The following is a 20,932-nucleotide window of genomic DNA, read 5'->3' as shown; positions in this document are numbered from 1 at the left end:
CGTCATTACGGCGGGCGGCGATGCGAACCAAGGATAAGAAAAAATGGCGGGCGAGCGCGCTCAGAACCTCCAGGATACGTTCCTGAACCATGTTCGCAAGAACAAGATTCCGCTCACGATCTTCCTCGTGAACGGCGTCAAGCTTCAGGGCGTGGTGACGTGGTTCGACAATTTCTGCGTGCTCCTGCGGCGGGACGGCCATTCGCAGCTCGTCTACAAGCATGCCATCTCGACGATCATGCCGGGGCACCCGGTGCAGCTGTTCGAGCCCGACGAAACGGCGCCGGACAAGGCCTGAGCGCGCGGGAAACTGCATCCGTCCGGCCGGAAAGGTTTGCCGCGCCCTTGTCTGGGGCCGGCAAGCGCCCATTGTCCTGAAGACACGCAGGACAGGGTTGAACAAAGAACTTCATGACTGAACCGATGACGCCCGGCGAAGCCCGGCTCCAGGCGATGGCCGCCCCCGAGGGTGACATCGCGGCGGCAACCCACACCCTCGTCGTCGGACCCTATCTCGGGCGCGCCGCCGCCGCAGCCCGGGGCAATTCCGGCGGCAGCCCGGAAGCGTTGCGCTCCACCGAAGCGCGCCTCGACGAGGCCGCCGGGCTCGCGGCCGCCATCGAGCTCGACGTCGTCGAAGCCATCGTGGCGCCGGTGCAGCGGATCCGCCCGTCAACCTATCTCGGCAAGGGACGCGTCGAGGAGCTGGCCGGCGTGATTCGCGCCCGCGAGATCGGTCTCGTGGTGATGGACTGCGCCCTGTCGCCGGTGCAGCAGCGCAACCTCGAGAAGGCCTTCGGCTGCAAGGTCATCGACCGCACCGGCCTGATCCTGGAGATCTTCGGCCGGCGCGCCTCGACTCGCGAAGGCACGCTGCAGGTCGAGCATGCCCATCTCGCCTACCAGAAGAGCCGCCTCGTCCGGTCCTGGACCCACCTGGAGCGACAGCGGGGCGGCTTCGGCTTCCTTGGCGGTCCCGGTGAGACGCAGATCGAGGCCGACCGGCGCATGATCCAGGAACGGATGACGAAGATCGAGCGCGAACTCGACAGCGTGACCCGCACCCGCGGCCTGCACCGACAGAGCCGGGCACGGGTGCCCTACCCGATCGTGGCCCTCGTGGGCTACACCAATGCCGGCAAGTCGACGTTGTTCAACACCCTCACCAAGGCCCAGGTCATGGCGCAGGACATGCTGTTCGCGACCCTGGACCCGACGGCGCGGGCGACGAAGCTGCCGCACGGCGAGACCGTGATCCTCTCCGACACCGTGGGTTTCATCTCGGAGCTGCCGACCTCCCTGATCGCAGCCTTCCGGGCGACCCTAGAAGACGTGATCCACGCCGACATCCTGCTCCATGTCCGCGACGTGTCTCACGTGGACAGCGCCGCCCAGGCGGAGGATGTGGGCTCCGTTCTGCGCGAGCTCGGGATCGAGACTTCGGCCTCGCGCATCATCGAGGTCTGGAACAAGGCCGATCTCCTCGATGCGGATGAGCGAACCCGCCTCCTGAATCTCAGCGGACAGGGACGCAGCGATCGGGACAGCGATGCCCCGGTGCTGGTCTCGGCCCTAACGGGGGAGGGGCTCGGTGTCCTGACGGCGCGCATCGAGGCGCGGATCGCGCGCCAGCGTTCGACCTTCGCGGTGGTCCTGCCGCCGGAGGACGGCGCCGCCCTGCACTGGCTCTACGAGAATGCCGAGGTGCTCGACCGGCGCGAGGAGGAGGGCGGCACGATGCACCTCGCCATCCGCATCGCGCCCGAGAAGGAGCCACGCTTCCTGAACCGCTTCGAGGGCGCGCGCCGCCTCAATCGGGTGAGTTGACGACCTTTCCGACGGCTCGTCCCTGAACGCGTGACGCCCGCGATCCTTCCGGATCGCGGGCGTTTCCGTCAGTGGCGCCGAGGGCCCGAAACGATCAGGGCTGGAGCACGCCGTTGATGACGTGGATGACGCCGTTCGACTGCATCACGTTGGCGGTGGTGACGGTGGCGGTGCTGCCCTTGGCGTCGGTCACGTAGACCTTCTTGCCCTTGGTCTGGACGGTCAGCGGCTCGCCCTCGACCGTCTTCAACTGCGCTTCGCCGCCGCCATCCTTGGCGAGCTTCATCAGATCCTTGGCCGTGTAGGTGCCGGGGACCACGTGGTAGGTCAGGATCTTGGTCAGGGTCGCCTTGTTCTCGGGCTTCACCAGGGTCTCGACCGTGCCGGCCGGCAGCTTGGCGAAGGCGGCGTTGGTGGGCGCGAACACCGTGAACGGGCCGGGGCTGGCCAGGGTGTCGACGAGGCCGGCGGCCTTCACGGCGGCGACCAGGGTGGTGTGGTCCTTCGAGTTCACCGCGTTCTCGACGATGTTCTTCGAGGCATACATCGGCGCACCGCCGACCATCGGGTTCTTGGCGAAGGCCGCGACCGGGAAGGTGGCGCCGACGGAGAAGGCGAGCACGACGGCGGCGATTTTGGAAGCCACCGGGCGACGGGCGTGACGCGTGATCATGGAGCGTATCCTCTGGAACGATTGCCCCTTCGTGGGCATCATCGTCCGGTACGGAGGACGGTCGGATAAAGTTTCAGACGTCGGCGGATTGCTTGAAGGGCGGACGGGGTTTCTCTCACCCGCGAGGCACCGGCTCGAATGCGCTCTCTGTCGCCGAACACGCGAAAGCCCGTCCGACAGGTGTCGGACGGGCTTTGCGCGATCCCCTCTGCGGCGGGGCCAGGCCCCGCCGCCGGACGTCGGATCAGTACTTGCGGATGATCGGCGCGGGAGCGGCGGCAACCGGGGTCGGCGAGTACAGCGGAACGATCAGGCGGCCCGAGATCTCGGTGCTGTCGAAGCTGGTGGTCGCGACGGTGCGGGCGACGTAGACCTGCGCGGTGACGGGCCCGAAGTCGTAGCCGACGAGGCCGCCCATCAGGAACCGGCCGCGATCGTTGAAGGCGGCGTTGACGGTGCCGACCCGACCGAGGCTGGTGTCGAAGTTGACGGTGCCGTAGGCGATGGCGCCGATCTCGAACTTGCCGAACTTCTTGGTCGCGGTCAGGTCGAGGTTGAGCGAGTCGGACAGGGTGTAGACGGTACCGAAGTTCCGGCCACCACCGAACGACGACGGCGAGTCGTAGAAGTTGGCGGTCAGGTTGGCGGTGATGTTCCAGCCATCAGCCGTGTAGCTGCCTGCGATGCCGGCGCGGTAGGTGTTCGAGGAGAGCTGCGGCAGCACGGCGCCGGCGCCGAGGACACCGTTGTTCTGCACCAGAACGCCGCGGTCGCCGTTCAGCTCGTTCAGGTAGACACCGCCGAGCAAGCTGACGCCGAAGCCGCCGCCGAGATCGAAGGCCCAGATGCCGCCCACGAAGGTACCGACGTTGATCGACAGATCACGCACGCCGGTGGGGCCGCCGCGCTTGCCGAAGGCGAACACGGTGGGGGGAGCAACGAGGAGCTCGACGCGGCCGCCGAAGGGAACAAACGGGGTCGACCAGACCAGCACCGGGACGTTCACACCGACGTCGACGGCCGACGGATTGTCCCGCGACTGGAAGACGAACGTGTTCAGCGCATAGATGCCCTCGGGCAGCGGGGCGCCGGTGGCCAGGCCGACCTGCTCGCCCGGAACCGTCGTGGTCTGCGCGTAGGATGCGGTGGCGGTCATGCCGACCGTGAGCGCGAGCGCTCCGGCAACGAGCCAGTTCTTCGACATTTTTACTCTTCCTTCCCAAGGATTTCAGGCGTCCGCCACGCAGCCGTCCGAACCATTCTGCCGATGCGCCGCTTGTTCGCAGCTTGTTTGCAGTGGATCCGGCGGCCCCCCTTGCGGCCCGTTCTCAAGTCTCAACGTCGAGAACTATTCTACAGGACGCCGCGGAAGGACAGAGGAATGCTTGGAAACGGGGCAGTTCGGATCCGACCGTTGCGCAAAAGTCGCATTTTCGGTGCAGTGCAGCGGAAGGATTTGTTAACCTTTTGAGCAGGTTGGCCGACGTCTTCGCGCCTCCGCGAAGACCTGGAACGGCAAAATACCGCTGAACACTCAAGCTGTTATGGTTACGGTTCCGTCCCAGGACGATCCGGCAACCGCCCGCGGACCATTGCGCAGTCCGGCGCGCTCGGTCGGGTCGGACCGGGCTCCCGACCGGCGGGTTGATGCGTTGCGCCACCGGTTCGGATCGGTCGACTCGGCGAATCGTCGGATCTCGCGTCGTCCCGATGCGCTATTCGGCGGCGGCCCGACCCTTCGCGGGCGCCGCGACCGGCCGACGCGCGAGGACGTCGCGCAGGAATCGACCCGTGTGGCTCGCCCGCGACTTGGCGATCTGCTCGGGCGTTCCTTGGGCCACGACGACGCCACCGCCGTCGCCGCCTTCGGGTCCCATATCGATGACCCAGTCGGCGGTCTTGATGACTTCGAGGTTGTGCTCGATCACCACCACGGTGTTGCCCTGGTCGACGAGCTCGTGGAGCACCTCCATGAGCTTGGCGACGTCGTGGAAGTGCAGTCCCGTTGTCGGCTCGTCGAGAATGTAGAGCGTGCGGCCTGTGGCGCGCTTGGACAGCTCTTTCGAAAGCTTCACCCGCTGCGCCTCACCGCCCGACAGAGTGGTCGCCTGCTGCCCGACCTTGACGTAGCCGAGGCCGACCCGGGCCAAGGTCTCCATCTTCTCGCGAATGGTGGGCACCGCCTTGAACAGGTCGGCGGCTTCCTCGACGGTCATGTCGAGGACGTCGGCGATCGAGTGGTCGCGGTACTTCACCTCCAGGGTCTCGCGATCGTAACGGCGGCCCTTGCAGACGTCGCAGGTGACGTAGACGTCCGGCAGGAAGTGCATCTCGATCTTGATGACGCCGTCGCCGGAACAGGCCTCGCAGCGTCCGCCCTTCACGTTGAAGGAGAAGCGCCCGGCCTGATAGCCGCGGGCCTTGGCCTCGGGCAGGCCCGCGAACCAGTCGCGGATCGGCGTGAAGGCGCCGGTGTAGGTGGCGGGGTTGGAGCGCGGGGTCCGGCCGATCGGCGACTGGTCGATATCGATGACCTTGTCGAGATGCTCCAGCCCGTCGAGCCGCTCGAAGGGCGCCGGGTGCTCCAGGGCACCGTTCAGGGATTTCGCCACCGCCTTGTAGAGCGTGTCGATGATCAGGGTCGACTTGCCGCCGCCGGAGACACCCGAGATGCAGGTGAAGGTGCCGAGCGGGATGTCGACCGAGACGTTCTTGAGGTTGTTGCCCCGGGCCCCGACGAGGCTGAGCGTGCCCTTCCGTCCCTTGCGACGCGCCGTCGGTACCCGCACGCTCATCTCGCCGGTGAGATACTTGGCGGTCAGCGAATCCGGGTTCTTCAGCACCTCTTCGGGCGTGCCCTGGGCGATGATCCGTCCGCCATGGATGCCGGCGCCCGGGCCGACATCCACGACGTAGTCGGCCTGCAGGATCGCGTCCTCGTCGTGCTCGACCACGATCACCGAGTTGCCGAGGTCGCGCAGGCGCTTCAGCGTGCCGAGCAGGCGCTCGTTGTCGCGCTGGTGCAGGCCGATGGACGGCTCGTCCAGCACGTAGAGCACGCCGGTCAGCCCGGAGCCGATCTGGGAGGCCAGACGGATGCGCTGGCTCTCGCCGCCGGACAGCGAGCCGGAGCCGCGCGCGAGCGTCAGGTACTCGAGCCCGACATCGATCAGGAAGGTCAGCCGGTCGCGGATCTCCTTGAGGATCCGGTAGGCGATCTCGTTCTGCTTTTCGGTGAGCTTGCCCGGCAGCTCCGAGAACCATGCATGGGCATTTCGGACCGAGAGGGCGGTGATCTCGCCCACATCCTGCATCGCGATCTTGACCGAGAGCGCTTCGAGCTTCAGGCGCTTGCCGCCGCAGGTGGCGCAGGGCGTCTCGCTCATGAAGCGCGCGATCTCCTCGCGCGAGCTGTCGCTCTCGGTCTCCTTGTAGCGCCGCTCCAGGTTCGGGATGACGCCTTCGAAGGGCTTGTTCACCTCGTAGGCGCGCATGCCGTCGTCGTAGGCGAAGCGGACCGATTCAGAACCGGTGCCGGACAGGATCACGTCCCGGGCCTTCGTCGGCAGATCGGCCCAGGCGACCGTGGTCTTGAAGCCGAAGTGGCGGGCCAGCGCGTCGAGGGTCTGGCCGTAATAGGGAGAGGTCGACTTCGCCCAAGGACCGACGGCACCGCGCTTCAGGCTGAGCTTGGCATCCGAGATCACGAGCTCCGGGTCGATCCGCATCTCGTGGCCGATGCCCCCGCAGGTCGGGCAGGCGCCGAAGGGATTGTTGAACGAGAAGAGCCGCGGTTCGATCTCCGCGATGGTGAAGCCGGAGACGGGGCAGGCGAAGCGCGACGAGAAGGTGATGGCCTCCCGCGGCGCCGCGCCCTCCGGCGTCTCGGCGAACTCGATCAGGGCGATGCCGTCGGCGAGTTCCAGGGCGGTCTCGAAGGAATCGGCCAGCCGCGCCGCGATGTCCGCCCGCACCACGATCCGGTCCACCACCACGTCGATGTCGTGCTTCAGCTTCTTGTCGAGCTTCGGCACGTCGTCGATGGCGTAGTACTCGCCGTCGATCCGCAGGCGCTGGAAGCCCTTCTTCTGGAACTCGGCGATCTCCTTGCGGTACTCGCCCTTTCGGCCACGGATCACCGGTGCCAGGAGGTAGAGTCGGCTCTTCTCCGGCAGGGCCAGGACGCGGTCCACCATCTGGCTGACGGTCTGGCTCTCGATCGGCAGCCCGGTCGCGGGCGAGTAGGGAATGCCCACCCGCGCCCAGAGCAGGCGCATGTAGTCGTAGATCTCGGTGACGGTGCCGACCGTCGAGCGCGGGTTCTTCGAGGTGGTCTTCTGCTCGATGGAGATCGCCGGCGAGAGCCCGTCGATCTGGTCGACATCGGGCTTCGACATCATCTCCAGGAACTGGCGCGCGTAGGCCGAGAGGGATTCGACGTAGCGGCGCTGGCCCTCGGCGTAGATGGTGTCGAAGGCGAGCGACGATTTGCCGGAGCCGGACAGACCCGTGAAGACAACGAGGCGATCGCGGGGAATCGTCAGGTCGATGTTCTTCAGATTGTGCTCGCGCGCGCCGCGCACCGAGATGACCCGCGCGTCGCGAGCCCCGTCGAACAGCGCCTCGATCTTGGCTTCGACCCGCTCGGCCTCGGCTTGCGATGTCTTGGCAGCGGCTTTGGCTTTGGCCATGGAGTCTCTTCGGAACGTCTTCGGCGCGGAACTCGTCGGGACTCGACCGGAGCCCCTGCGGCATGTCGGGCGCACCACCGCGTCGGGCAAGGCGCGCGCCACGCATAGCCGCTCTTCAGCTAGAACAAAAAGCGTACGCGGACAATATCGCGGCCTTCCGGCAGAGGTTTCGGCCGCCGCGACCGCACCGAATGGCAGTGAGGGAGTTCGCTGCCGACGGTTTGGAAGACGCGGGCCCCGCGGCTTCGGCTGAGGATTGGGCCGACCCCTGCCGCCTCCGCAGACGGATCAGTTGCTTCGCGGTCCAGCGGTCGCGTGAGCGAGCCGGAGTCACAAAGCAACTGGATGGTTCGCTGAAGCTCCCGACCCGCCCTGCCTAAAAATTGAAGTGACCGACCAAAAAATTGATCATAAGATAAATTTGAAACACAACTTTTACCGGCTGCTCCGACAGTGCCGCAGCGTTTCGAAGCAGGTTTCATGTGATGTCCGCCGGTCTCTTTTCATCGCTGCGCATTCGGATTCTTCTGGTTGCCCTCGCTCCATGTCTTGCGTTTGCGATGGTCGTGGGCCTTGCCATCACCGAGCGGATGAATGCTCGGACCCGGATGGTCCATGTGCAGGACCTCGTCGGCATTGCGGGCCAGATCAGCGCCCTGGTGCACGAAGCCCAGCGGGAGCGCGGGGCATCGAGCCTCTATCTCGCCGCCAAGGGGACCAAGTTTCGATCCGAACTCGATGCGCAGCGCCTGCGGACCGATGCCGCCCGGGCAGCCCTGGACGCGGGCCGGGCCGGCCTCGACCTCGCCGCCTTCGGAGCCGGCGTCGCCCGTCGCAATGCGGCGCTGACCGAGCAGCTGGCGGCGATCGTCCCCCACCGCGCGGCGGTCGACGGGCTCGGGCGCACGCCGGCTCAGAACATGGGGCTCTATTCGGGGGTGATCGCCAACGCGCTCGACCTAGTGCGCGAGGTTTCCCAGGTCGCCGCCAGCGCCGATCTCGCCGCCCGCATCAGTTCCTACTCGTCGTTCCTCGCCCTCAAGGAGCTGGCGGGCCAGGAGCGGGCCGCGGCCTCGGCGATCTTCGGCGCCGGCCAGATTGATCTTGCAGGCCACGAGCGCTTGGCGGGTCTGAGCGCGGGCCAGGGCACCTACGAATCCCTGTTCCGCCTCGGGGCCGAGCAGGAACAGGTGGCCCTCCTCGATGCCGGCAAGACTGCGCCCGCGGCCCGGGAGGTCGATCGTCTCCGCCGCCTCGTTCTCGACACGCCCCCCGGCACGCCGCTCGCCTTCACCGATGCGCCCGCCTGGTTCCGCCTCGCGACCGAGCGCATCGATACGCTCAAGACGATCGAGGACCGGCTCACCGCGGATCTCGGAGCCGCCGCCGGAGCCGCCCGCGCCGATGCCGAGCGGAGCGTCCTGGTCTGGATGGCCGTGGGACTCGCGATCCTGGTCCTCTCGTGCGGCCTCGCCTTCGCCTTCGGGACCGCCATCGCCCGTCCGCTCACCCGTATCGCCGCTTCCCTGACCGCCATCGGCCGAGGCGAGGAAGCCGGCCCGATCCCGCAGAACGGCGCCCGCGAGGTTCGCGCCATCGCGGCAGCGGCCGTCGACTTCCAGGCCAGCGTGGTCGAGCGCCGGCGCATCGCCACGGAAGCCGACCACCTCACCGCCCACGCCGCGGCGGCCCGCCGCGCCGAGATGGTGGCACTGGCCGATCGCTTCGAGGCCCAGGCCAGCGGGATCGTCGAGGCGGTGTCGGCCTCCGCGAGCCAGCTCGAAACGGCGGCCTATGCCCTCACCCAGGCCGCGACCGATACGTCATCCCTGAGTGGGTCCGTGGCCGCAGCCTCGGCGGAAACCGCGGCCACGGCCGACACCGTGGCGGCAGCCACGGAGGAGCTCAGCGCCTCGGTGCGGGAGATCGGCAACCGCGTCGAGGCCTCGAGCGCGGTCGCCGGTGAGGCGGAGCGCGATGCAGCGCGGATGGCGGAGGATGTCCATCGCCTGGCCCAAGCGGCGAGCAGCATCGGCGAGATCGTCGGCCTGATCACCAGTATCGCGGCCCAGACCAACCTCCTGGCGCTGAACGCCACCATCGAGGCGGCCCGAGCCGGCGAGGCCGGGCGCGGATTCGCGGTCGTCGCCGCAGAGGTGAAGAGCCTCGCGACCCAAACAGCCAGGGCCACCGAAGAGATCGCCGCGAAGGTCGGCGAGATCGCCCAATCGACCGACGCGTCCGTGACGGCCATCGGTGGAATCACCGATGTCATCCAGCGCCTGAGTCGGATCTCGGAGGACATCTCGGTGGCCGTCGACCAACAGGAAGCGGCCACGCAGGAGATCGCCCGCAATACGGTCCTGACGTCCGAGGGCACCCGGGCCGTATCCGGCCACATCGTCGGTGTCCGCGAAGCGGCGGATTCCGCCCGCAGTGGGTCGGCGCAGGTGCTCACCGCGGCGAGCGATCTCGCCCGTCAGGCCTCGGCCCTGCGCCGGGAAGTCGATGGGTTCCTGGTCACGGTCCGGGCCGCCTGATCCGCCCTACGGGTTGGTCTTCCAGGGGTTGATGACGCGCATCGCCGTCAGCTCCGGCTTCACGGATTGGTCGACGCTCGCGGGCATCACCTTGCGCGCCTGCGCCATCATCTTGCGGGCCTGATCCGCTGGGAGAGCGCCGATCGGCAGCATCATCGCGGCGAGCTGGTTGCGGGTGCGCCGATCGACGAAGTCGGAGCGCCCGACGCTCTCGAAGTCGCGCACGGTGTGCCGGTCATCGGGCCGCCCGGTGAAGACCTTCGCGCCGTCCTTCATCACCACGATATCGCCGGGGCGGAGGGTCTCGTCCTTCATGAAGGCGGCCGCGGGGCCGGCCTTCATGTCGAGCGGGGTCTGGCGGTCCGTGACCTTGATCTGCAGGGGCTTGGATTTGGGAAGCGCGGCGTAGCGGATCTTCGGACGCTGGCGCGTGGCCTTTCGGATCGAGCGACGGGCCTGCTGATAGTCGAAGCCGGGATCGGCCACGGGCGCGGGCGCGGCTTGCTGGGCCGGCCGTGCGGGCGCAAAGAGCAGGTCGAACAGGCCGCCATCGGCGCTCTGAGCGCACGCCGGAAGCGTGAGCATCATCAGTCCGAAAACGGGAGCGGCGACAATGCGCGTGGCTGCGGAGAACGGGATCGTCGGCATCGATGTCTCCGGGTGAGGCGCCCGACGGCGCGCCGAGATGACCCCTTAACAAAAGCACAACCTGAACAGTTCCGAGTTTTTCAAAAGATGGTGAGGGCTGTGCCAAGACTTCGCGAGCCTGCTTTCGCAGCCGAGAAGAGAAAAAAATCCGGCTCGGATCGCATCCGCGGACCGGTCGCCTGATGGTTGCCAGTGAACACCTGGTTCCGCACCCGCATCAGCGTTCGGCGCGCGACGCGATCCTGGCTGCACGTGCTGCCGGCCGGACAGGATTTCTGCTCGGCGACACGACCGGCCTCGGCAAGACCCTGTCGGTCTGGAGCGCGGTCGCGGCCATGCCCGAGCGCGATGTCCTCATCGTCTGTCCCAAGGGCGCGATGCCCCAGTGGCGGCGCACGATCGCGTTGGCGCATCTCGGCGAGAAGGCGGTGACGCTCACCAATTACGAGCGCACCAAGGCGCTGATGGCGCCGCCTCCCGCCAGCAACCGGCGCTCGACCCGGGCAAAGAACAATGCGCTCGCCCGGCATGGCACACCGAAGCGGACCTGGTCCCTGGTGATCTTCGACGAGAGCCACCGGATCCGGAACCCGTACGCCCAGCAGAGCCTCGTCTGCCGGCAGATCGCGGATGCGGCCGCCTTCACGATCTATCTCAGCGCCACCGCCGGCCAGGCCCCGCACGAGCTCTCCTATCTTGGGCGCCTGCTGGGTGAGGCCGCGGGCCAGCCCACAGCGACCTTGGCGGACTTCCGAGGTCTGATGCAGCACCTCGGGATCGGCCGGGCCAAGGGCCGCTGGACCAACTGGTCCTGGGACGCGAACCCGCGCGACTGCACGGTGATGGCCGACCTGCTGTTCAAGGGGGAGGGGGCGATCGGCCTGCGCCGGCGCCCCGGCGACATCGCCGGGTGGCCCGAGGTGCAGCGCGCCCTGAGCGCGGTCGCCCTCACGCCGTCCGAACGCCGCCTCTACGACGCGACCTGGCGCGAGTTCCGCCGGGAATGGGGCCTCCTCGGCGGCAGCACCCGCAAGCCGGCCGGCTGGGCGGCGGACCTGCGATTCCGCCAGAAGGCGAGTCTGCTCCGGGTCTCGGGCACCACGGCCTTTGCCGACCTCCTGATGGAGGACGGCCAGGCGGTAGCGATCTCGGTGGCCTTCCTGGAGACGGCTTCCGCGCTGGTCGAGGCGATGCGGGCGGCGGGCTGGCGGGCCGACGCGATCACGGGCACGCAGTCGGGCGAGGCGAACGAGGCCGTGCGGCTCGCTTTCCAGACCGGCGGGCTCGATGCCGTCGTCTTCACCCTGACGGAATCGATCTCCCTGCATGCCCACGAGTTGCCGGGGGGCGAGAAGCCGCGCGCGCTCATCGTCCACGACCTGCGCCACAGCGCGATCCAGCTGACGCAGATCGAGGGCCGCTGCCACCGGGACGGACAGCAGGCGACGATCTACTACGCCCTCGCCGAGGGCACGGTGGAGGAGAGCATCGCCGCCACCGTCGTCGGCCGCATGGCCTCGATGGACGCCATGGCGGGCGAGGACACCAGGCTGATCGACGCGATCGCTCAGGCCATCGCCGAGGTGCAGGCCGGCGAGGCGGCCTAGGTCGGCCTCGTTCCGTTGGAACGGGATCGAACCGCCACGGTTGTGGCCATCAGGGTCCCGTCTCGCCGGGGCGCTTACCCCCAACGAGGAGGACCGTCCCGATGGCACGACCGACGCCGAGCCTTGGCCGCCTGATCAGCGAGGGCCTGCGCCATGGCGGCGACCTCGTCGGCCAGGAACTCGAGCTGATGCGGCGCGAGACGGACGGGAACATCCGCGCGATCCTCGGCCTCGTCGCCCGGTTCGGCACCGCGCTCACCCTCGTGGTCGCCGCCCTGGTGATGCTGTTCGTGGCACTGGTGAAGGGCATCGCCGCCCTGATCGGGTCGGAAATCCTGGCGGCGCTCATCGTCGGGGCGCCCTTCGCTGGAATCGCCCTCGTCCTGATGGTCCTGGGCCTGCGCCGGATGGACCGCTCCAACCTGCTGCCGCGTCGCTTCGAGCGCCAGGTGGAGAAGGACGCCGCCCTGGTGGCCAGCCGCGTCGCCGACTGAACCTCAGGCCTTCCGGACGGAGCCGAGCAGCGCGTCCTTGTCCACGCCGAGCGCCGCGGCGATCTCGGCCAGGGCCGCGTGCTCCGGCTCGCTGATTCCGGCCTGGTCGGCGACGTCCGCGGCGATCAGGAACACGCTGGTGCGCTGGGCGATCTCGCGCTCCGCGATGGCGGCGACGAAGTGCAGGTTCTCGGCACGGCCGGCGCGGGTGCGGGCGCGGGCAATCCCCTCGAACAGCTCGGCCTCAAGCTTGAGGGTGTCGTAGCCGCGCTCGAGGATTGGATTGGACCGCATGCCGGCGAGCGCGACCTCGATCTCCTCCTCGTCGATCTCGTAATCCGCCAGGATGACGTTGGCCGAGGCCGAGACCGCCGCCTCCATCAGCGCCCGGTCGCCTAGATAGGCGCCCATGGTCTGAGAGAAGCGCCCGACGAACTCCTGAAACACACCCATCCGGCTCCCCGAAGACTTTCAAAATGGGCGGCACCCGGATCTGGCCGGACCGTCCCACCACACCGCTTTCGCATCAAAAGCTTGGCGCCGGAGGCGTGTCAACGCACCTGCCGCTTCACGGGTCGCACGCCTTGGGCGGATAGTCGTGGACGGCTCCCTGCGGGTCGGTCACCCGCCATCCGGCGCTGGCTTCGGCGAGATAATCGGGCCCGGCCGGGACCTTGCCGTGCCCGCCCGGGATGTCGAGCACGTAGAGGGGCTGGGCGAGACCCGAGAGGCGTCCGCGCAGGGCCCGGACGAGGTCGCGGCCCGCGCCGAGATCCGTGCGCAGGTGGCTGGTCCCGGGTGCGAGGTCGCCGTGATGCAGGTAGTAGGGCTTGATCCGGTTCTCGACGAAGCGCCGCATCAGCAGGGCTAGGGTCTCCGGATCGTCGTTGATCCCGGCGAGCAGCACCGTCTGGCTCACCATCGGGATGCCGGCATCGACGAGGCGCGAAACGGCCGCGCAGGCCGCCGGGGTGAACTCGCGCGGGTGATTGGCATGCAGCGCGACGAACACCGCCCCCTCGAATCGCTTCAGGGCCTCGATGAGCTCCGCACCGACCGAGCCGGGGTCCACCACCGGAACCCGGGTGTGGATGCGCAACACCCGCACGTGTGGGATCGCCGCGAGGACGGCGGCGATCTGGGCCAGCCGGCGCGGCGCCAGGGCGAAGGGGTCGCCCCCGGTGACCACGACCTCCCAGATCTCGGGCCGTTCGGCGATGTAGGCGAGAGCCCGGGCAAGATCGGCCTCGCCCAGGGTCCCGAGGCCCTCCGGCCCGACCATTTCGCGCCGGAAGCAGAAGCGGCAATAGACCGGACAGACATGCAGCGGCTTCAGGAGCACCCGGTCCGGGTAGCGATGGACCAGGCCGGGCAGGGGGCTGTGGGCCCCGTCGCCGATGGGGTCGGCCGCCTCCTGATCCTGCGTCTGCAATTCCTCGGCCCGGGGCAGGAACTGCCGGGCGATCGGGTCCGCCGGATCGTGCGGATCAATCAGCTCGGCCATGTCGGCGGTGACGGAGACGGCATAGCGGGCCGCCACGGCCTCCAGGGCCGGAAGGTCGGCGGGGGCAACGAGCCCGACGCGGGCGAGGTCGGCCGGCCGACGCAGGGACGGACTCATCGCGCCGTCCCCACCACCGGCGTCCAGAGTACATCCTCGATGTGGCGGGCATCGGTCGCCAGCATGACGAGGCGGTCGAGGCCGAGGGCGATTCCGCTCGCCTCCGGCATGATCGCCAGGGCGTCGAGGAAATCCTCGTCGATGGGATAGGACTCGCCGTAGACGCGCGCCTTCTCGGCCATCTCGAGCGTGAAGCGCCGGCGTTGCTCCTCGGCATCCGTGAGCTCGCCGAAGGCATTGGCGAGTTCGACGCCGCAGGCATAGAGCTCGAAGCGCTCGGCCACGCGCGGGTCGCGCGGGCTCGGCCGGGCCAGGGCGGCTTCGCTTACGGGGTACTCGCACAGGATCGTCGGGCGCCCGAGCCCGAGATGCGGCTCGATCCGCGCCACCAGGACCCGGCTGAACAGGTCGGCCCAGGTGTCGTCAGCGGCGACCCGGAGCCCGGCCCCGGACACGGCCGCCGCGAGCGCCGCACGGTCGGTGGTGCCGTCGGCATCGATGGTGGCGAGGAGGTCGATGCCGGCACGCGCGGCGAAGGCCTCCGCCACGGTCACCCGCTCGGGCTTCGCGAAGGGATCGGCCGTGCGACCGCGATGGCGCAGCGTCGGGACCCCCGCCGTCTCCGCGGCGAGCGCCAGGAGCTCGGCCCCGTCGCGCATCAGCGCGGTATAGTCGGCCCCGGCCCGGTACCATTCGAGCATGGTGAATTCCGGGTGGTGCAGGGGCCCCCGCTCGCGGTTACGGTAGACACGGGCGAAGCTGACGAGGCGCGGCTCGCCGGCGGCCAGGAGCTTCTTGCAGGCGAATTCCGGCGAGGTGTGGAGGTAGAGCGCCTGCCGCGCGCCGTCCGGACCCAGGGCCTCGGTGGCGAAGGCCGAGAGATGGGCCTCGTTGCCGGGCGAGACCTGCAGCGCGGCCGCCTCGACCTCGACGAAGTCGGCCGCCGCGAAATGCGCTCGGAAGGCCGCGACGATGCGGTTGCGCACCATCAGGGCTGGCCGGCGGTCGGCGTGGCGATGGGGCGCCCACCAGGGGGAGGGGGTGTTCATGCGGCGAGCTTTGCGACCTGCTTCAGACCTGAAATCGACGTCTCGGGAGTGGCGTCTCGCGGAGCGACTGGCAACGGTGGCGCGGATAGGTTAGTGGCGGAGCCAAGATGTCGCTCCCGCGGAGAGATCCGCGTCGGGGTGCCGAGTCGTTTTTCTCAACGAACACAGCAGGACCAGACCCCGTGAAGGTGATCGCCTCTACGCTCCGCAAGGGCAACGTCGTCGACAAGGATGGCAAGCTCTACGTCATCCTGACGGTCGAGAACATCCACCCCGGCAAGGGCACCCCGGTGACCCAGCTCGACATGCGCCGCATCACCGATGGCGTGAAGGTGTCCGAGCGCTACCGCACCACCGAATCGGTCGAGCGCGCCTTCGTCGAGGACCGGGAGCACACCTTCCTCTACGAGGACGGCGAGGGCTTCCACTTCATGAACCCCGAGAACTACGATCAGGTCGCGATCCCCAAGGACGTCGTCGGCAATGCCGCCCCGTACCTTCAGGAAGGCATGGCCGTGATGGTTTCGACTCATAACGGCGTGGCGCTGACCCTCGATCTGCCGCAGCGCGTCGTCCTCGAAGTCACCGAGACCGAGCCGGCGATGAAGGGCCAGACGGCCTCCTCGTCCTACAAGCCCGCGATCCTCTCCAACGGCGTTCGTACCGCCGTGCCCCCGCACATCGCCGTCGGCACCCGCGTGGTGATCATGACCGAGGACGGCTCCTACGTGGAGCGCGCCAAGGACTGACCGCACCGGAGGATCGCGAGCCGGATTCACGGAGCCGGCGCCGTTCCCTCCGCTGCCTCGTAACAGCCCTGCGACAGGCCCTGGGCCCGCAGGCGCTCCTCGGCGGTGAAGCTGCGCGGCCGGTCCGCCCAGAGGTTTTCCCGGCGGAACGCATCGGAGACGCAGGCCGCCGCGCGGGTGCAGGCCTGTGTCTCGCCCCCCGTCGCGACGCAGTTGCGCACGTAGAGCGCCCGGAATTCGGCCACTCCAGCCTGCGGGTGCGGGCCCGTCACGGTCACCAGCCCCAGGAAAAGTCCCATCAGGATCGGCTGATGGATCAGGTAGATCGCCAGGCTGTGGCGCCCGGCCCAGGCCAGCCCCCGCGCAAGGCGGCCGGTGGGCGTCCAGGTCGCGAGCCGCGAGCGGCGAACGGCGGCCAGGCCGTACAGGGCCGTCGCGACACCGGCGAGAACCAGTCCGAACCAGGGAAACAGCGGTACGTAGTCGTTGGTCTGCGGCATGGCGCGCCCGAGTCCCAGGAAGGACAGCATCGGCGCATCGAGGATCCCGCCCGAGATCAGGTGCGGCCCTGCCAGAACGAGCGCCGCGGCGAGAACCGAAGCCCAGCGCGGCAGGACCCGCACGAAGGGCAGCGCCAGCACGCTCGATACGGCGATGCAGTGCAGGATTCCGAAGAAGATGTAACTGGACGGATCGGTGACGACCGTCGCGACGGTCACGAGCAGCGCCGCACCGGTGATCCGGGCCAGCCGCAGAACGAACGGCCGCGCCGCGAAGCGCTCGCCGTTCATCAGCACGAGCCCGATCCCCACGAGGAGCAGGAAGCTTCCGGCGATGCCGTGTGCGGCGAGACGGCCCGACGGCGTCAGCGCATAGTTTTCGGGCGTGAGACGCACCGCCCCGAGATCCCAGGTGGCGTGGTAGAGCGCCATAGCCACGAGAGCGATGCCGCGCGTGACATCGAGGGCCGCGTACCGGAAGCGGGGCGCAGCGGAGGAGGGGGGCGGGCGCATCATCGCGCAGGCCCTAGCATCGATCTCGAGCCGTCGCGACGGTCCAGGGTGGATGACAGACTTCGCAGCTTTTCCGCGCCCTAGGCTAACAAATTTTGACCGCCGACGATCCGAGCCCAAAAATACTGAAGCTCAGCGCGAGCTTGGGGCGCGATCGTCGGGGGTCTGCTGTTGCCCCCGCACCGCCCTGCCGAACAATGCGGCATCGAAGTCCAACGCGGATCGCCAAACGGGCTTCCGCCGAGTCATGACTTTGTTAATCTCTGGTGCGGGTCGCGAGACGTGATTCGGTGTGGGTTGCTTACATGTCTGACGAGTTCGGTTCAGGCCCCTTCGGGCAGCGTTCGTCGGGAGAGCAGGACGACACCCGCGCCGTCGAGGGCCAGGGCGCCGAGGCGCAGCGCCCGCTCGACCTCACGGAGGTATCGGGCCGGATCAAATGGTTCGACGTGGCGAAGGGCTTCGGCTTCATCGTGCCGGACGACGGCTCGGCCGACGTGCTCCTCCACATCACCTGCCTGCGTCGGGACGGGCATCAGAGCGCCAGCGAGGGAGCCCGCGTGGTGGTGGAGGCCACGGAGCGGCCCCGCGGCTGGCAGGCCTTCCGGGTCATCTCCCTCGATCAGTCCACCGCGCTCCATCCCTCCGAACTGCCCCTGCCGCGCACCCACGTCACCGTCACGCCGACCAGCGGCCTCGAAACCGCCGTGGTGAAGTGGTTCAACCGCCTGCGCGGTTTCGGATTCCTCAGCCGCGGCGACGGGACGCCGGATATCTTCGTTCACATGGAGACGCTCCGCCGTTACGGAATCGCCGAACTCAAGCCGGGAGAGACCGTTCTCGTCCGCTACGGCGATGGTTCCAAGGGCAAGATGGCCGCCGAAGTTCGGCTCCTCGACGGTGCACTGCCCGCCTCACACTGACGGATGGTCCGGTGGTCACGCGACGTTTGATCGATTGGCGCGACGGGATTCGCGCACTCCTCGCCCTCGCCTTGTTCGGGCTACTCCTCGGCCACGCGACGGCGCAGGATGCGGCCTCCGGGCCGACCGAGCCGCTGAGCATCGTCGGCCGCCAGGGGCGGCACGTCTTCGCCGTCGAGGTGATGCGCACCGATGCCGACCGCTCGCGCGGATTGATGTACCGGCGCACCATGGCGCCCGACCACGGCATGCTGTTCGACTTCCAGGCCTCGGCGCCCGTGGCCATGTGGATGAAGAACACCTACCTGCCGCTCGACATGCTGTTCATCCGGGCCGACGGCACCATCGCCAAGATCGCCGCCGATACCGAGCCGCTCTCCACCAAGGTGATCCCTTCGAACGAGCCGGTTCTCTCCGTGCTGGAGCTGAACGCCGGAACGGCCGCGCGTCTCCGGATCCATGCCGGCGATCGGGTGGAGCATGCGCTGTTCGAGCGGACGCCGCGCTAGGGCTGCCTTTGCTCCGATCGAACACACCAAGAACAAACCCTTGACGCTCGATCGATTTATCCCCACTGTTCCCTCAATGTTCTGATCCATTTCGAGACGGCCACGCGGCGGCTCCGAAGCTGGCGAAGAGGGGACATCATGTTCGACCTGCCCTTGGACGACTCGCCTCTGGACGATCTGCCTCTCGACGACCTGTCTCCCGACCACGGGTGCCAGCCGACGGCGATCCTGTTCGAGAACGCCGACTGGTGCGTCGCCGCCGACGGCCTCGAGCATCGCGAGACCGGCTATTTCATCGCGCGTGACATGGTTTCCCAGCGGCGGGGCGACCTCTGGGAATGGCCGATGCATCTGGCCGAGAAGAGCTGGTGCACACCGCGCAGCTTCCGGGAAGCGTTCCTCGCCGCTGTGGCGGCATTCGGGGTCGAGATGGATTCCGGCCTCTCGCAGTCCTTCGCGATCGCCTTCGGGGTGGTCACCGGCGCCGGGACGCGACGGGGCGACGCGGGCTTCGTGCCCCTGGGCGATCTCGTTCGGCCGAAGTCGGCGAGTTCCGGGGTGGCCCGGAAGCGCACCCCGGCCAGCGAGGCCCGTTCGGCGACGCGGCGCGCAGGTTCGCCGGCCGATCCGCGGACGGGCGAGGCGGCACGACAGCGCGTGGCCCTCTGAGACTGTTCGGCGCGGCGCCGAGCCCTAACTTCCCGGTTGCGATCCAGGATGTCTTCGTCCCGCGCGATCGGTTCTCCCAGTTCGCCCCGGGAACACCATGTCGAACACGTCGGATCATCGCGCTGACACCATGCCGATCGAGGGCCTCGAGGGACTCCTGACACCGCCCTTTTCCCGGCGCGGTTTCGTCATGACGAGCCTGATGACGGGGCTGACCCTCGCGACGAGTTCCGTCGAGGCCCAGGTCATCAGGACCGACGCCGAGGACATCGAAGCCGGTGAAATGAAGATCCCCGCCGCCGATGGCCCGATGCCCGGATACCGGGCCATGCCGAAGGGAGAGGGGCCGTTTCCGGTCATCCTCGTCATCGAAGAGATCTTCGGCGTTCACGACTACATCAAGGATATCTGCCGCCGGCTCGCTAAGGTCGGCTACTGTGCGGTCGCTCCCGAGCTCTATGCCCGCCAGGGCGATCTTTCGACCATGACGGACGCGAAGGTGATCATTCGCGATGTCATCTCGAAGACTCCGGACGCCCAATGGATCGCCGACCTGGACGCCGCCGCGGGCTGGGCGGTCTCGGCCTCGCATGGGGATCCGTCACGGATCGGAACGATGGGCTGGTGCCGCGGCGGCCGTGGCGTCTGGCTCTACGCCGCCCACCGGAAGGACCTCAAGGCGGGGGTCGCGTGGTACGGACCCGTCGGCGGTGAGCGCACCGAGATCCAGCCTCGCACGGCCACGGATCTGGCGGCGGACATCAACGCACCGCTCCTGTGCCTGTACGGTGGCGCGGATACCGGCATCCCGGTCCCGGCCGTGGAAGCGGCGCGGGACAAGGCCAGGGCCGCTGGCAAGTCGGTGGAGCTCGTCGTGTATCCGGACGCGCCGCATGGATTTCATGCGGATTACCGGCCGAGCTACCGTGAAGGCGATGCGAAGGACGGTTGGGCGCGGGCCCTAGCCTTTCTCAAATCTCATGGTGTTGGCTAAAAACCTCGCGAAAGCGTGGCACTGAAAGCACAACGGGCCTGCGCGGCGTTCCTTCGGGGCTATTGGTCGGTTCCGCCACATTGACAGCTTCGCGCCTCCGTGGCGCAAGATTGCACTTGGCCCGCCGTTCTGGCCCGAAGAGCGTACCGGACCCATGAGTGCAGTGACCCCATCTGACGCACGTCCCGTGATCCTCGTCGTCGAGGACGAGCCAGATGAGCGGTTCCTCGCGGCCGAGCTTCTCGAAGAGACCGGCTTCCGGGTGATCGAGGCCGAGACGGCCGAACGCGCCCTGGCGATCCTCAATGATCGGGGCGATGAGGTCAGCGTCGTCTTCTCGGATGTCCGCACACCGGGGCCGATCGGGGGCTTCGAACTGGCCCGGATCATCGGCGTCACCTGGCCGCGTGTCCGGGTCCTTCTGACCTCCGGCGATGCCGGGGACCAGCCCAGCGACCTGCGCGTCTCAGCGACGTTCATTCCAAAGCCCTGGCGCGCCGCGGATATCCTGGCCTGGGTCGAGGAGGCCGCCGGACGCCCCGACGACGCAGCCTCCGGGCCGGACGTCATCGGCTCCCCTCTGCGCGGAACCTGAAATTATCATAGATCAGTGGAAACATCGGGGCGCTTGACCGTTGTCCGGGTTCACGCAATCGAGAGGCCGCGCGATGGCCCGAAAGCCGACGATGAACTTTGCCCCATCGGTCCGTGCCCAGCGTTTGAATGAAGCGTGGTCGTCCCTGACCGGCTTGCCCGAAGATCGGATGCTCGCGACACTCGGAAGCAGTCTTCGCGACGTCTATCGAGCGGTTACCGACGCAACGCAGCCCAACGATCTGATGCGACTTGCGGCAATGATCGACGAGCGGCGCGGCCAGTTCAAGCGCTGAATCCGACATTCCGCCGGCCCAGTGCGGCGGGAATA

Annotated in this window: 20 protein-coding genes; 12 read left to right on the top strand and 8 right to left on the bottom strand. The window is 68.1% G+C overall.

Annotated features, from left to right (window positions below; all coding sequences use genetic code 11):
- Nucleotides 1-43: 43 nt before the first annotated feature.
- The gene (gene hfq / locus ASF41_RS19730) at nt 44-298 is read left to right on the top strand and encodes an RNA chaperone Hfq (RefSeq protein WP_009866358.1); all 255 of its coding nucleotides are present in this window, start codon (nt 44-46) and stop codon (nt 296-298) included.
- 113 nt (nt 299-411) lie between these two features.
- Complete coding sequence (gene hflX / locus ASF41_RS19725; RefSeq protein ID WP_056496275.1) at nt 412-1,827, top strand: GTPase HflX; 1,416 nt, start codon at nt 412-414, stop codon at nt 1,825-1,827.
- Between the two features lie 94 nt (nt 1,828-1,921).
- Here the strand turns inward: hflX and ASF41_RS19720 are convergent, their stop codons facing one another.
- From ASF41_RS19720 to uvrA, 3 genes are all read right to left on the bottom strand, one after another.
- Nucleotides 1,922-2,500 (bottom strand): fasciclin domain-containing protein, encoded by a 579-nt coding sequence (locus ASF41_RS19720; RefSeq protein WP_056354159.1) that lies wholly within the window; start codon nt 2,498-2,500, stop codon nt 1,922-1,924.
- 244 nt (nt 2,501-2,744) lie between these two features.
- Nucleotides 2,745-3,704: a transporter gene (locus ASF41_RS19715; protein ID WP_056211306.1), complete on the bottom strand. Its 960-nt coding sequence runs from the start codon at nt 3,702-3,704 to the stop codon at nt 2,745-2,747.
- A gap of 511 nt (nt 3,705-4,215) precedes the next feature.
- Nucleotides 4,216-7,191: an excinuclease ABC subunit UvrA gene (uvrA, locus tag ASF41_RS19710; RefSeq protein WP_056272472.1), complete on the bottom strand. Its 2,976-nt coding sequence runs from the start codon at nt 7,189-7,191 to the stop codon at nt 4,216-4,218.
- Between the two features lie 485 nt (nt 7,192-7,676).
- Here uvrA and ASF41_RS19705 point away from each other — a divergent pair, with 485 nt between their 5' ends.
- Nucleotides 7,677-9,731 carry a methyl-accepting chemotaxis protein gene (locus ASF41_RS19705; RefSeq protein WP_056496272.1) on the top strand — a complete coding sequence of 685 codons (2,055 nt, stop codon included), beginning with the start codon at nt 7,677-7,679 and terminating at the stop codon, nt 9,729-9,731.
- A gap of 6 nt (nt 9,732-9,737) precedes the next feature.
- Here the strand turns inward: ASF41_RS19705 and ASF41_RS19700 are convergent, their stop codons facing one another.
- The gene (locus ASF41_RS19700) at nt 9,738-10,379 is read right to left on the bottom strand and encodes a hypothetical protein (RefSeq protein ID WP_244479723.1); all 642 of its coding nucleotides are present in this window, start codon (nt 10,377-10,379) and stop codon (nt 9,738-9,740) included.
- A 182-nt stretch (nt 10,380-10,561) separates the two neighbouring features.
- Between ASF41_RS19700 and ASF41_RS19695 the strand changes: the two genes are divergently transcribed.
- Together ASF41_RS19695 and ASF41_RS24320 are read left to right on the top strand one after the other, a co-directional pair.
- The gene (locus tag ASF41_RS19695) at nt 10,562-11,986 is read left to right on the top strand and encodes an SNF2-related protein (protein WP_056496270.1); all 1,425 of its coding nucleotides are present in this window, start codon (nt 10,562-10,564) and stop codon (nt 11,984-11,986) included.
- Nucleotides 11,987-12,087: 101 nt separating this feature from the next.
- Entirely contained in the window at nt 12,088-12,480 is a 393-nt protein-coding gene (locus ASF41_RS24320; RefSeq protein ID WP_082487734.1) for a phage holin family protein, read from the top strand.
- 3 nt (nt 12,481-12,483) lie between these two features.
- Here ASF41_RS24320 and ASF41_RS19685 read toward each other — a convergent pair whose 3' ends face one another.
- The 3 genes from ASF41_RS19685 to epmA form a co-directional block, all read right to left on the bottom strand.
- On the bottom strand, nt 12,484-12,933 hold the full coding sequence (locus ASF41_RS19685) for a hypothetical protein (RefSeq protein ID WP_056211314.1): 450 nt from the start codon (nt 12,931-12,933) through the stop codon (nt 12,484-12,486).
- Between the two features lie 115 nt (nt 12,934-13,048).
- A complete protein-coding gene (locus tag ASF41_RS19680; protein ID WP_056496267.1) occupies nt 13,049-14,101 on the bottom strand; it encodes a lysine-2,3-aminomutase-like protein in 1,053 nt (350 codons plus the stop codon).
- Nucleotides 14,098-15,150: an EF-P lysine aminoacylase EpmA gene (gene epmA, locus ASF41_RS19675; RefSeq protein ID WP_056496265.1), complete on the bottom strand. Its 1,053-nt coding sequence runs from the start codon at nt 15,148-15,150 to the stop codon at nt 14,098-14,100. Before epmA ends, ASF41_RS19680 begins: the two co-directional genes overlap by 4 nt.
- Before the next feature lie 182 nt (nt 15,151-15,332).
- Between epmA and efp the strand changes: the two genes are divergently transcribed.
- Nucleotides 15,333-15,899 carry an elongation factor P gene (gene efp / locus ASF41_RS19670; RefSeq protein WP_056211320.1) on the top strand — a complete coding sequence of 189 codons (567 nt, stop codon included), beginning with the start codon at nt 15,333-15,335 and terminating at the stop codon, nt 15,897-15,899.
- A gap of 26 nt (nt 15,900-15,925) precedes the next feature.
- Here efp and ASF41_RS19665 read toward each other — a convergent pair whose 3' ends face one another.
- Nucleotides 15,926-16,915, bottom strand: coding sequence for a DUF1624 domain-containing protein (locus tag ASF41_RS19665; protein ID WP_156389521.1), 990 nt, complete (start codon nt 16,913-16,915; stop codon nt 15,926-15,928).
- A 302-nt stretch (nt 16,916-17,217) separates the two neighbouring features.
- Here ASF41_RS19665 and ASF41_RS19660 point away from each other — a divergent pair, with 302 nt between their 5' ends.
- The 6 genes from ASF41_RS19660 (at nt 17,218) to ASF41_RS19635 (ending at nt 20,897) form a co-directional block, all read left to right on the top strand.
- Nucleotides 17,218-17,835, top strand: coding sequence for a cold-shock protein (locus tag ASF41_RS19660; RefSeq protein ID WP_056211323.1), 618 nt, complete (start codon nt 17,218-17,220; stop codon nt 17,833-17,835).
- A gap of 11 nt (nt 17,836-17,846) precedes the next feature.
- Entirely contained in the window at nt 17,847-18,344 is a 498-nt protein-coding gene (locus ASF41_RS19655) for a DUF192 domain-containing protein (protein WP_407067304.1), read from the top strand.
- A 138-nt stretch (nt 18,345-18,482) separates the two neighbouring features.
- On the top strand, nt 18,483-19,013 hold the full coding sequence (locus ASF41_RS19650; RefSeq protein ID WP_244479722.1) for a hypothetical protein: 531 nt from the start codon (nt 18,483-18,485) through the stop codon (nt 19,011-19,013).
- A gap of 130 nt (nt 19,014-19,143) precedes the next feature.
- Nucleotides 19,144-20,007: a dienelactone hydrolase family protein gene (locus tag ASF41_RS19645; protein WP_056496433.1), complete on the top strand. Its 864-nt coding sequence runs from the start codon at nt 19,144-19,146 to the stop codon at nt 20,005-20,007.
- 154 nt (nt 20,008-20,161) lie between these two features.
- A complete protein-coding gene (locus ASF41_RS19640; RefSeq protein WP_056272453.1) occupies nt 20,162-20,602 on the top strand; it encodes a response regulator in 441 nt (146 codons plus the stop codon).
- A 91-nt stretch (nt 20,603-20,693) separates the two neighbouring features.
- The gene (locus tag ASF41_RS19635; RefSeq protein ID WP_056496253.1) at nt 20,694-20,897 is read left to right on the top strand and encodes a hypothetical protein; all 204 of its coding nucleotides are present in this window, start codon (nt 20,694-20,696) and stop codon (nt 20,895-20,897) included.
- Nucleotides 20,898-20,932 lie beyond the last annotated feature (35 nt).

Origin of the sequence: Methylobacterium sp. Leaf111 (genome assembly GCF_001423285.1) — a bacterium.
Classification (GTDB): Bacteria; Pseudomonadota; Alphaproteobacteria; order Rhizobiales; family Beijerinckiaceae; genus Methylobacterium.
Note: the sequence above shows the minus strand (reverse complement) of the source record. Positions and strands in the feature narration are given on the sequence as shown.

What these genes read in the sequence shown, in the direction of transcription:
- hfq (WP_009866358.1), top strand. Translation starts at nt 44, where the DNA reads ATGGCGGGCGAGCGCGCTCAGAACCTCCAGGATACGTTCCTGAACCAT.
- hflX (WP_056496275.1), top strand. Translation starts at nt 412, where the DNA reads ATGACTGAACCGATGACGCCCGGCGAAGCCCGGCTCCAGGCGATGGCC.
- ASF41_RS19720 (WP_056354159.1), bottom strand. Translation starts at nt 2,500, where the DNA reads ATGATCACGCGTCACGCCCGTCGCCCGGTGGCTTCCAAAATCGCCGCC.
- ASF41_RS19715 (WP_056211306.1), bottom strand. Translation starts at nt 3,704, where the DNA reads ATGTCGAAGAACTGGCTCGTTGCCGGAGCGCTCGCGCTCACGGTCGGC.
- uvrA (WP_056272472.1), bottom strand. Translation starts at nt 7,191, where the DNA reads ATGGCCAAAGCCAAAGCCGCTGCCAAGACATCGCAAGCCGAGGCCGAG.
- ASF41_RS19705 (WP_056496272.1), top strand. Translation starts at nt 7,677, where the DNA reads ATGTCCGCCGGTCTCTTTTCATCGCTGCGCATTCGGATTCTTCTGGTT.
- ASF41_RS19700 (WP_244479723.1), bottom strand. Translation starts at nt 10,379, where the DNA reads ATGCCGACGATCCCGTTCTCCGCAGCCACGCGCATTGTCGCCGCTCCC.
- ASF41_RS19695 (WP_056496270.1), top strand. Translation starts at nt 10,562, where the DNA reads ATGGTTGCCAGTGAACACCTGGTTCCGCACCCGCATCAGCGTTCGGCG.
- ASF41_RS24320 (WP_082487734.1), top strand. Translation starts at nt 12,088, where the DNA reads ATGGCACGACCGACGCCGAGCCTTGGCCGCCTGATCAGCGAGGGCCTG.
- ASF41_RS19685 (WP_056211314.1), bottom strand. Translation starts at nt 12,933, where the DNA reads ATGGGTGTGTTTCAGGAGTTCGTCGGGCGCTTCTCTCAGACCATGGGC.
- ASF41_RS19680 (WP_056496267.1), bottom strand. Translation starts at nt 14,101, where the DNA reads ATGAGTCCGTCCCTGCGTCGGCCGGCCGACCTCGCCCGCGTCGGGCTC.
- epmA (WP_056496265.1), bottom strand. Translation starts at nt 15,150, where the DNA reads ATGAACACCCCCTCCCCCTGGTGGGCGCCCCATCGCCACGCCGACCGC.
- ASF41_RS19665 (WP_156389521.1), bottom strand. Translation starts at nt 16,915, where the DNA reads ATGATGCGCCCGCCCCCCTCCTCCGCTGCGCCCCGCTTCCGGTACGCG.
- ASF41_RS19660 (WP_056211323.1), top strand. Translation starts at nt 17,218, where the DNA reads ATGTCTGACGAGTTCGGTTCAGGCCCCTTCGGGCAGCGTTCGTCGGGA.
- ASF41_RS19650 (WP_244479722.1), top strand. Translation starts at nt 18,483, where the DNA reads ATGTTCGACCTGCCCTTGGACGACTCGCCTCTGGACGATCTGCCTCTC.
- ASF41_RS19645 (WP_056496433.1), top strand. Translation starts at nt 19,144, where the DNA reads ATGCCGATCGAGGGCCTCGAGGGACTCCTGACACCGCCCTTTTCCCGG.
- ASF41_RS19640 (WP_056272453.1), top strand. Translation starts at nt 20,162, where the DNA reads ATGAGTGCAGTGACCCCATCTGACGCACGTCCCGTGATCCTCGTCGTC.
- ASF41_RS19635 (WP_056496253.1), top strand. Translation starts at nt 20,694, where the DNA reads ATGAACTTTGCCCCATCGGTCCGTGCCCAGCGTTTGAATGAAGCGTGG.